Source organism: Kineococcus siccus, from assembly GCF_009906795.1.
In the GTDB taxonomy this organism is placed as follows: Bacteria; Actinomycetota; Actinomycetes; order Actinomycetales; family Kineococcaceae; genus Kineococcus; species Kineococcus siccus.
Genome location: NZ_JAAALN010000159.1, coordinates 1 through 9,993, shown reverse-complemented (window position 1 = coordinate 9,993; position 9,993 = coordinate 1). Strand labels below are relative to the sequence as shown.

Annotated in this window: 8 protein-coding genes; 3 read left to right on the top strand and 5 right to left on the bottom strand. The window is 76.1% G+C overall.

The features are described 5' to 3' along the window. Nucleotides 1-13 precede the first annotated feature (13 nt). Both GTR02_RS15915 and GTR02_RS15910 read left to right on the top strand, forming a co-directional pair. Nucleotides 14-814, top strand: a complete 801-nt coding sequence (locus tag GTR02_RS15915; RefSeq protein WP_166608477.1) for an SDR family oxidoreductase — start codon at nt 14-16, stop codon at nt 812-814. Nucleotides 815-908: 94 nt separating this feature from the next. Beyond that, nucleotides 909-2,009, top strand: coding sequence for a pyridoxal-phosphate dependent enzyme (locus GTR02_RS15910; RefSeq protein WP_166608476.1), 1,101 nt, complete (start codon nt 909-911; stop codon nt 2,007-2,009). A gap of 19 nt (nt 2,010-2,028) precedes the next feature. On the opposite strand, the gene GTR02_RS15905 is transcribed toward GTR02_RS15910, so the two are convergent. Both GTR02_RS15905 and GTR02_RS15900 read right to left on the bottom strand, forming a co-directional pair. Beyond that, nucleotides 2,029-3,084 carry a zinc-binding dehydrogenase gene (locus GTR02_RS15905; protein ID WP_166608475.1) on the bottom strand — a complete coding sequence of 352 codons (1,056 nt, stop codon included), beginning with the start codon at nt 3,082-3,084 and terminating at the stop codon, nt 2,029-2,031. Nucleotides 3,085-3,095: 11 nt separating this feature from the next. Beyond that, nucleotides 3,096-3,875 (bottom strand): SDR family oxidoreductase, encoded by a 780-nt coding sequence (locus GTR02_RS15900; RefSeq protein ID WP_166608474.1) that lies wholly within the window; start codon nt 3,873-3,875, stop codon nt 3,096-3,098. A 60-nt stretch (nt 3,876-3,935) separates the two neighbouring features. Between GTR02_RS15900 and GTR02_RS15895 the strand changes: the two genes are divergently transcribed. Continuing rightward, complete coding sequence (locus GTR02_RS15895; protein ID WP_166608473.1) at nt 3,936-5,333, top strand: serine hydrolase; 1,398 nt, start codon at nt 3,936-3,938, stop codon at nt 5,331-5,333. Nucleotides 5,334-5,426: 93 nt separating this feature from the next. On the opposite strand, the gene GTR02_RS15890 is transcribed toward GTR02_RS15895, so the two are convergent. From GTR02_RS15890 to pta, 3 genes are all read right to left on the bottom strand, one after another. Beyond that, nucleotides 5,427-5,864 carry an OsmC family protein gene (locus GTR02_RS15890; protein ID WP_166608472.1) on the bottom strand — a complete coding sequence of 146 codons (438 nt, stop codon included), beginning with the start codon at nt 5,862-5,864 and terminating at the stop codon, nt 5,427-5,429. A gap of 112 nt (nt 5,865-5,976) precedes the next feature. Then, nucleotides 5,977-7,647, bottom strand: coding sequence for a DEAD/DEAH box helicase (locus GTR02_RS15885; protein WP_166608471.1), 1,671 nt, complete (start codon nt 7,645-7,647; stop codon nt 5,977-5,979). 217 nt (nt 7,648-7,864) lie between these two features. Then, complete coding sequence (gene pta, locus GTR02_RS15880; protein WP_166608470.1) at nt 7,865-9,967, bottom strand: phosphate acetyltransferase; 2,103 nt, start codon at nt 9,965-9,967, stop codon at nt 7,865-7,867. Between the last annotated feature and the right edge of the window lie 26 nt (nt 9,968-9,993).

Below are 9,993 nucleotides of genomic sequence, written 5' to 3'. Positions count from 1 at the left end.
CCTCCGCAGCCCCCTGCCGTCCGGCCCGCCCGGGCCCGCGATCGTCACGGGGTCGGAGTCGGGCATCGGCCGGGCCGTGGCCGTGGAGCTGGCCCGGCGCGGTCACGACGTCGGCGAGACGTGGTTCCAGTCCGAGGCCGACGGCGAGGCGACGGCCGAGCAGGTGCGCGAGCTCGGCCGGCGCGCCGAGTTGCGCCACCTCGACCTGCGCGAACCGCCCGCCGCGGGCCGGGTCGTCGCGGACCTGGCCGAGGCGCTGGGCGGCGTCGAGGTGCTCGTCAACGACGCCGGGACGGGGGCGTCGACGCCGCTGCTCGACATGACCTACGAGGACTGGCGCGAGGTCGTCGCGACCGACCTCGACGGCGCCTTCTGCTGCCTGCAGCGGGCGGCCCGGGTGATGGTCGCGGCGGGGCGGGGCGGCCGCGTCGTCAACGTCACGAGCGTGCACGAGCACCAGCCCCGCGTCGGCTCCAGCGCCTACTGCGCGGCGAAGGGCGGGCTCGGCATGCTGACCCGGACCGCGGCGCTGGAGCTCGCCGAGCACGGGATCACCGTCAACGCCGTCGCGCCCGGGGAGATCGCGACGCCCATGACGGGGCAGACGGACGTCGACCCGCACACGCGGTCGCGCCCCGGGGTGCCGCTCGGCCGGCCCGGGGACGCGCGCGAGATCGCGGCGGTCGTCGGGTTCCTCTGCTCCGCCGAGGCGTCCTACGTGACGGGCCAGTCCTGGGGCGTGGACGGCGGGATGCTGCAGATGGGCCCCATGGCCGGTTCGCACCTGACCTCCGACGACTGGCGCCGCGTCTGAGCGGACACCGCTCCGGCGCGTCGGGCACAGCGCCCGGGGACGCAGGCCCCGGCTACCGTGAGGCGCGGGGGTCGACCGCGGACGAGGGGGGCACGTGCAGGAGTCCGGTGGCGGACGCGGGGCGCAGGAGCGCGCGTGGGTCCACCGCGCGGTCCAGGTCGTCGAGGCCGACGGCAACCGCAGCGCCGACACGCACCTGCGCTTGTTCCCGCTGCCCCCCGCGTGGGGCGTCGACCTGTACCTCAAGGACGAGTCCACGCACCCGACGGGTTCGCTCAAGCACCGCCTCGCGCGGTCGCTGTTCCTGTTCGGCCTGGCCAACGGCGACATCGGTCCCGCGACCCGGCTCGTCGAGGCCTCCAGCGGGTCGACCGCGGTCTCGGAGGCCTACTTCGCGCGCCTGGTCGGCCTGGAGTTCACGGCCGTGGTGCCCGCGGGGACGGCACGCGCGAAGCTGGACCTGATCCGCCGCCACGGCGGGCACCTGCACCTCGTCGACGACCCCGGCGAGGTGTACGCCGCCGCCGAGCGCCTCGGGGCCCAGCCGGGCTGGCACTACTTCGACCAGTTCTCGACGGCGTCGACCGTGACGGACTGGCGCGGCAACAACAACATCGCCTGCTCGATCTTCGAGCAGATGGCGCTGGAGCCGCACCCCGAGCCGACCTGGATCGTCGTCGGGGCCGGCACGGGCGGCACGAGCGCGACGATCGGCCGCTACTGCCGCTACCAGCGGCACGCGACGCTGCTCGCGGTGGCCGACCCCGAGGGGTCCGCGTTCGCCGAGGCCTGGCGCACGGGCTCGCGCACCGTGACGGCGCGGGGTTCGCGCATCGAGGGCATCGGCCGCCCCCGCGTGGAACCCTCGTTCGTGCCGTCGGTCATCGACGAGATGGTGCAGGTGCCCGACGAGGAGTCGATCGCGGCCGCGCGGATGCTCCTGGAGGTCCTGGGCGTGCGGGCCGGGGCGTCGACCGGCACCAACCTCGTCGCGGCGCTGCGGCTCGTGGACCGCATGCGCCGGGCGGGGCAGCGCGGCAGCGTCGTCACGCTCATCTGCGACGACGGCGACCGCTACCTCGACACCTACTACCGCGACGCCTGGGTGGCCGAGCGGGGCCTCGACCTCGCGGCGGCGCGGGCCCGGCTCACACCGCTGTTCGGCGACCCGCCGGTGGGCCCGCCCGCCCGCTGACCGCTGCTCCCGCCCGGCGTCAGAACTCCAGCAGCACCTTGCTCGACGCGGTGGCGTCCAGCGCGAGCTCGAACGCCGCGAGCGCGTCGTCGACCCCCACGACGTGGCTGACCACGGCGTCCGCGCGCAGCGACCCGTCGGCGAGCGCCGCGAGGACGTCGTCCATCTCGCCGGCGAAGCGGAAGCTGCCCCGCAGGTCCAGCTCGCGCGTGATGGCGAGCGACAGCAGGGCCGGCTGCTCCCCCGACGGCAGCAGGCCCACCATGACGACCGTCCCCGCGCGCGCGGCGCCCCGGACGGCGGAGGCGAGCCCGCGCGGCGAGCCCGAGCTCTCGAACACGACGTCCGCGGCGACGGCCGCGATCCCGTCGGGGTCGGTGGCGACGACCCCGCGGGTGGCCCCCAGCTCCCGGGCCACGGCCATGGGCCGCTCGTGCACGTCGGACACGACGATCTCGGCCGCTCCCGCGCGCCGCAGCACCGCCACGACGAGCAGGCCGATGGGCCCGCACCCGACCACGAGCGCCCGCTTGCCGGCCACGTCCCCCGCGCGGGCGACGGCGTGCCAGGCGACGGCGGCGGGTTCCGCGACGGCCGCGGTCCGCAGCGACAGGCCCGGCGGCAGGGGCCGCAGCGTGCTCGCGGGCAGGACCGCGTGCCGCGCGAACGCGCCCTCGGTGTGCGGGAACCGCGCGGCGCTGCCGAGGTAGGTCCCCGCGGGCGAGAGGTTCGGCCGGCCCGGCGGGAAGGGCGCCGCGGGGTCGGTGGTGCCCGCGGGGTGCACGGCGACCTCGGTGCCCGCGGCGGGCCCGGACCCGTCGGCCGCCGCGACGAGGACCGTGCCGACGACCTCGTGGCCCAGCACCATGGGGGCGCGCAGCACCGATTCGCCTGCGGCGCCGTGCGTCCAGTAGTGCAGGTCGGAGCCGCACACGCCGCCGTAGGCGATGCGGACGACCGCGTCGCCGGGGGCCGGGGCCGGCACGGGCCGGGTCTCGACCCGCAGGTCGCGCACGCCGTGGACGACGACGGCGACGTCGCTCGCGGGGACGTCCGCGGGGGTGGTGGTGGTCACGGGTCCTCCTCCTAGAGGACGGCGAGCATGCCGCCGTCGACGTGCAGCACCTGGCCGTTGACGAAGTCGGACGCGGGCGAGCAGAGGAACACGAGCGCGCCGACGAGCTCGTCGACCGTGCCCCACCGCCCGGCCGGGGTGCGGCCCCGCACCCACGCGCTGAACTCCTCGTCGGCGACGAGGGCGGCCGTGAGCTCGGTCTGGAAGTAGCCGGGCCCCAGGCCGTTCACCTGGATCCCGGCGGGGGCGAGGTCGGCACACATGCCCTTCGTGAGCATCTTCAGCCCGCCCTTGGTGGCTGAGTAGGGCGCGATGCCCGGGCGGGCCACCTCGCTCTGCACCGACAGCACGTTGACGATCTTGCCGTGCCCGCGCGGGACCATCCGGCGGCCGACCTCGCGGGCGACGTAGAACGCGCTCGTGAGGTTCGTGTCGAGGATGCGGCGCCAGTCGGCGTCGGAGAACTCCGTGAACGGCGCCCGCTGCTGCATGCCCGTGTTGTTGACCAGGACGTCCAGCGGCCCGACCTCGTCCTCGATGCGCGCGACGCCCGCGGCGACGGCCGCGGAGTCGGTCACGTCGAACACGCCGGGGACGGCCCGGCCTCCCGTGGCCGCGGTCAGGTCCGCGCACGCCGCGGCCACGGCCGTCTCGGTGCGCGCGTTGACCACGACGGTGCAGCCCGCCTCGAGCAGCCCCTGGGCCAGGGCCCGGCCGATCCCCCGGCTGGACCCGGTGACCAGCGCGGTCCGGCCGCTGATGTCGAACAGCTGGTGCGTCACCCGGCACATCATGGACCCGCCGGGGCGGGACCGGGGAAGGGCAGGGGGGGCAGGCCCTAGCCTCGGGAGGTGACCACCCCACCCCTGACGCACGACGTCGTGGCCGCCGCGGCCCGCTACGCCGACACGTGGATCGCCCTGCGCGCCCGCGGGCAGCGCGTCCCGGGGGTGCAGGTCGCGGTGCGCCTCGCCGGGGACCTGGTGCTCTCGAGCGCGCACGGCACCGCCGACGTGCGCAGCGGGGAACCGCTCACGCCGCAGCACGTGTTCCGGGTCGCCTCGCACTCCAAGACGTTCACGGCGACGGCCGTGCTGCTGCTCGCCGAGCAGGGCCGGCTGCGCCTGGACGACGCCGTGGGCGCGCACCTGCCCTGGGTCGCCGAGGCCGACGACGAGCTGGGCCGCGCGAGCCTGCGGGAACTGCTGGCCCACGCCGCGGGGGTCACCCGCGACGGGCCCGCGGGCGACTTCTGGTGCCTGGACGGGGAGTTCCTCGACACCGCGGGGTTGCGCGCCGCGGTCACCGCGGGCGGTTCCCTGCTGCCCCGCTCGTCGCGGTTCAAGTACTCCAACATCGGCTACTCGCTGCTCGGGGCGGTGATCGAGGCCGTCGCGGGAACCTCCTACGCCGAGCACGTCACGCAGCACCTCATCGCGCCGCTCGGGTTGGGGCGCACCACACCTGAGCTGGACCCGGCCCGCGGCGACGCGCTCGCGACGGGGCACACGTCCATCACGACCGCCGGCGCCCGACGGCCGCTGTCGGTCGCGGACACGCGGGCCATGGCGGCGGCCACGGGGTTCTGCAGCACGGCCGAGGACCTCACGGCGTGGTTCTCCGCCCACTGCCCCGCCTCGCCGGAGGCCCTGCTCGACGAGCACTCGCTGCGGCTGGCCCAGCACCCCGGCTGGGCCGTCGAGGGCAGCGACCGGCAGTACGGCCTGGGCCTCGTCGTGCAGCGCGTGGGCGCGCGCACGCTCGTCGGGCACTCGGGCGGTTTCCCCGGCCACATCACCCAGAGCCTGCTCGACCCCGGCGCACGCCTGGCGGTCAGCGTCCTGACGAACTGCATCGACGGTCCCGCCTCGGAGCTGGCGCTCGGCACCGTGCGGATCGTCGACCTGTTCGCCGAGCACTGGCGCGAGGAGACGGGTGTGGACGACCTCGACGCGTTCTGCGGCCGCTGGGCCTCGCCCTGGGGCGTGCTGGACGTCGTGCGCTGCGGCACCGCGCTGCTGGCGCTGCACCCCGAGCGCGAGGACCCGGCGGCCGTCGTCACGCGGCTGCAGGTGCTCGACGGCGAGCGGCTGCGCGTGGTGCAGGACAGCGGGTTCGGCGACCACGGCGAGACGTGGGCGCTGGGACGCGACGACGACGGGACCCCGACGCTGCGCGCGCACAGCGGGTCCCGGTTGCGCCCCCTCGCGCGCGTGCTGGCGGCCGCCGCGGCGCGCGACGACGCCTGACGCGCCGCACCCGGGTGCCGACCGACCGGACGCGACGACGCCGGCGCTCCTGGGCGGGGCGCCGGCGTCGTCGTGCGGTCGAGTCGCGCAGGCTCAGTCGAGCGAGGCGTCCAGCGTGATCTCGACGCCCGTGAGCGCCTTGGAGACCGGGCAGGTGTCCTTGGCGGCCTGGGCCGCCCTCGCGAAGCCGTCGGCGTCGAGGCCCGTGACCTCGCCGCGGACGGTCAGGGTGATGCCGGTGAGGCGGAAGCCGCCGGCCGGGTCCGGCCCGAGGGAGACGTCCGCGGTCACCTCGAGGCTGTCGGGGGTGCCGCCGGCCTCACCGATGAGGGCCGAGAGCTGCATGGCGAAGCAGGAGGAGTGGGCGGCGGCGATGAGCTCCTCGGGGCTCGTCGTGCCCCCGGCGTCGTCGGCGGCGCGCTTGGGGAAGGAGACGTCGTACGTCCCCACCTTCGAGCTGGACAGCTCGACCTGGCCGGAGCCGGCCTCGAGGGTGCCGTTCCAGGCGGTGCGTGCGGTGCGGGTAGGCATGACCCCATCCTCGCCGCCCCCTGCCGCGGCCGCCAACCCGCCCCTGCACGCCACGCACGACGGGCCCGGCTCCTCCGAGGAGGAACCGGGCCCGTCGGCACTGCGGCTGCGGTCAGTCGCGGGAAGCGGAGCTCTCCGGACGCGGGGCGCGCGGGGCGCCACCCTCGCGGGGCGCACCGCCCTCGCGACGCGGGCCGCCGCGGAAGCCACCGCTGCGGGGACCGCGCGGGCCACGGCCGTCACGGGGGCCGCGGCCCTCGCGACGCTCCATGGTCCGGCGGGGCTTCACGACGACGGGCTCGCCCGACTCGGCGACCGCCCGCACGATCTCGTCCCCGGCGGAGACGGTCTCGGTGGTGGCGGTGACGCCGGCGTCGCGGTGCAGCCAGCCGTAGCGACGCACCTGGTCCGGCAGGGCGATCGCGAGGACCGTGCCCTTGTTGCCGGCCCGGGCGGTGCGCCCGGAGCGGTGCAGGTAGTCCTTGTGGTCGTTCGGCGGGTCCACGTGCACGACGAGGTCGACGTCGTCGACGTGGATGCCGCGGGCCGCCACGTCGGTCGCGACGAGCACGCGGGTCTCCCCGGCGCTGAACGCGTCGATCGCCTTGGAGCGCTGCGCCTGGCGCAGGTCGCCGTGGATCGCCTCGGCGGGGGCGCCGGCCTCGCGCAGCTGGTCGGCCAGGCGCTGCGCGCCGAGCTTGGTCCGCACGAAGAAGATGCTGCGGGCCGGGCGCTTCGAGATCTCCGTGAGCACGGCGAGCTTGTCGTGCGGGCGCAGGGAGAACACGCGGTGCTCCATGTTCAGCTCGGCCGTCTTGTCCTCCGGCACGGCGTGGAACGCCGGGTCGGTGAGGAAGTCGCGGACGAGCGCCTCGACGCCGCGGTCGAGCGTCGCGGAGAAGAACATGCGCTGGCCACCCGCGCGGGTGCCCTCGAGGATGCCGCGCACGTGCGGCAGGAACCCGAGGTCGGCCATGTGGTCGGCCTCGTCGAGGACGGTCACGCGGACCTCCTCGAGCGAGACGGCCTGGCGCTCGATGAGGTCCACGAGGCGGCCGGGGGTCGCGATGAGGACGTCGATGCCGCGCTGGAGCGCCGCGATCTGGCGGCCGTACGGGACACCGCCGACGACGACGGCGAGGCGCAGGTTGACGGCGTCGCCCAGGGGGCGCAGCGCGTCGGCGACCTGCATGGCGAGCTCGCGGGTCGGGACGACGACGAGGCCGCGGGGGGCCCCGGTGATGCGGGCGTCGCCGGCCGCCGCGAGGCTGGCCAGCATCGGCAGGCCGAAGCCCAGCGTCTTGCCGGAGCCGGTGCGGGCCCGGCCCAGGACGTCGCGCCCGGCGATGCCGTCGGGCAGGACGCGGGACTGGATGGCGAAGGGCGCGGTCATGCCGCGGCGCTCGAGCGCGGAGACGATCTCGGCGGGCAGGCCCAGGTCCGCGAACGTGGACTCGGCGACCTCGATCTGCTCGGCGGCCACGAGGGCCTGCTCGATCGGCGAGGGCGCGAAGCTGCGGGCCGCGCGGGGCGGGCCGGCGTTGGTCTTGCGGCCGCGGTAGCCACCGCCCGAGGAGCCGTAGCTGCTGGAGGAGGAGCCGGAGCCGTAGCCACCGGAGCGGGGGGCGGAGCTGGAGGCGCCGTCGCGGTAGCCGCCGGAGCGGGGGCCGCTGGAGCGGTAGGACGAGCCGCCGCGGTCCTCGGACCGGTACGAGCGGGAGGAGCTGTAGTCACCGTCGGAGGACGGTCGGGTGGAACGGGTGGAACGGTCGTACTGGGGCATGTGCAATGACTCCACAGGGGTCAGCGGCCGCACAGCGGTCGGCCCCCGGCCGTGGGCGCGTCAGCAGATACGCGCGGAAGTCGAGGGAAGAGACTCAAGCGACCTCGCGGGCGACTCGCCCGCTGAGATGACGGCATCGACACCGTCGTTGTCCAGGGTAACAGCGATCGTCCCCCGGTCCTTCCCGGCGCAGGGCGGGCGGCCGCACCGCAGCACGTCAGCCGCGCGACGCCTGGATGGCCGTGAGCGCGATCGTGTAGACGATGTCGTCGACCAGCGCGCCGCGCGAGAGGTCGTTCACGGGCTTCGCCAGCCCCTGCAGCATGGGGCCGATGCTGACGACACCTGCGTTGCGCTGCACCGCTTTGTAGGTCGTGTTGCCCGTGTTCAGGTCGGGGAACACGAACACCGTGGCGCGGCCCGCGACGGGTGAGTCGGGCGCCTTGGAGGCGGCGACGGAGGCCACCGCGGCGGCGTCGTACTGCAGGGGCCCGTCGATGACGAGGTCGGGTTCGCGCTCGCGCGCGATCCGCGTCGCCTCGGCCACCTTGTCCACCGACGTGCCCGAGCCGGAGGAGCCCGTCGAGAAGCTGATCATCGCGACCCGGGGCTCGATGCCGAAGGCGCGCGCCGACGCCGCGCTCTGCAGCGCGATGTCGGCGAGGTCCTCGGCGTCGGGGTCGGGGTTCACGGCGCAGTCGCCGTAGATGACGACGTCGTCGGGCAGGCACATGAAGAACACCGACGACACCAGCCGGGCCCCCGGCTTGGTCCGGACCACCTGCAGCGCAGGGCGGACGGTCGCCGCGGTGGTGTGCACGGCGCCCGCGACGAGCCCGTCGACGTCGCCCGCCTGGAGCATCGTCGTCCCGAGCAGGATCGTGTCGGCGAGGGAGTCGCGCGCGACGTCGGGGCGCAGCCCCTTGTGCTTGCGGGCCTCGACGAGGACGTCGACGTAGCGCTCGACGAGGTCGGCCGGGTCGAGGACCTCCACGCCCGGGGGCAGCGTGAGCCCGAGGCCCGCCGCGACGGCGGCGACCTCCGCGGGCGGCGCCAGCAGGACGGGGCGCGCGATGCCGCGCTGCGCGCACACCGCGGCGGCCTGCAGGGTGCGCGGTTCGGCGCCCTCGGGCAGGACGATGCGCTGCACGCGCTCCTGCGCGAGGGTCGTGAGCCGCCGCCGGAACGCCGCGGGCGAGAGCCGCGGCGTGTGCGAGGAGGAGGGCAGCCGGGCGAGCCAGCCGGGGTCGAGGGCGTCGGCGACCGTGGTGGAGACCGCGAGCGCCCGCTCGGCGTCGTCCGCGGGGACCTCCGGGTCGAGGGCGCCGACGGCCGTCGCGGTGGCGTAGGTGCTGCGCCGCGACAGCAGGATCGGCAGCCCGGTCGCCGCGGCCGCCTGCGTCAGCTCGGCCACGCGGGGGTCCATGGCGACGCCGGCCGTGAGCAGCAGGCCCGCGAGGCGGGTGCCGCCCAGCGCCGCGAGGCACGTCGAGAGGACCACGTCGTGCCGGTCCCCCGGCACGAGGATGAGCCGGCCCTCGCGCAGCAGCGGCAGCATCCCGGGCACCGCCTGCGCGGCGACCACGACCTCCTTGACGCGCCGCTGCTGGTCGCCATGGGTGAGGACCTCGACGTCGAGCTCGCGCACGAGGTCGCGCACGCGCGGCCACGTGAGGTCGGTGCGGAACGGCACGGCGCCGACGAGGGCGATGCCCCGCACGTCCAGCGCGGTGCGCAGCGCGGCGATCCGGCTGGTCGCGGCCTCCGGGTCCTCCGCGACGCGCCAGCGGTTGACCACCGCGCCGACGACGCGGACGCCCTCGCCCGTGCGGTACGTGCCCGCCGCGACGGCCATGTCCTCCGCGATCCGTTCCACCGCAGCGTCGTCGGTGTCCGCGCCGGCCGACCCGACGAGCAGCACGTCGGCGTCCAGCGCGGTCGCCAGGGCCTGGTTCACGCGGCCCGAGTAGACCTGCTCGGCGGAGGGCACGAGCCCCTCGACGACCACGACGTCGTGGCGCGAGAGCACGTCCTCCGCCGCGGCCACGACCTCCTCCATGAGGTCGTCGAGGTCCCCGCGGCTGAGCCGCTCGACGACGTGGGAGGCCTCGATCGGGGCGGCGGGGTGCAGGTGCGTGGTCAGCCGGACGAGCGCGGCCGAGCGGTCGGGGCTCTCGTCGCCCGTCCGCACGGGCTGCGCGAGCGGCTTGTGGAAGCCGACGGCGACGCCGCGGGCGTCGAGGGCGCGCACGAGGCCCAGGCAGGCGGAGGTCAGGCCGGCGCCGTGACCGGTGGGGACGACGAGCAGGGTGCGGGCCATGGCGCGGGGTGCCTCCGGTCGGGACG

Excerpts from the sequence above, each read along its gene's own strand:
- GTR02_RS15885 (WP_166608471.1), bottom strand. The coding sequence starts at position 7,647 with ATGCCCCAGTACGACCGTTCCACCCGTTCCACCCGACCGTCCTCCGAC.
- GTR02_RS15900 (WP_166608474.1), bottom strand. The coding sequence starts at position 3,875 with ATGTGCCGGGTGACGCACCAGCTGTTCGACATCAGCGGCCGGACCGCG.
- pta (WP_166608470.1), bottom strand. The coding sequence starts at position 9,967 with ATGGCCCGCACCCTGCTCGTCGTCCCCACCGGTCACGGCGCCGGCCTG.
- GTR02_RS15890 (WP_166608472.1), bottom strand. The coding sequence starts at position 5,864 with ATGCCTACCCGCACCGCACGCACCGCCTGGAACGGCACCCTCGAGGCC.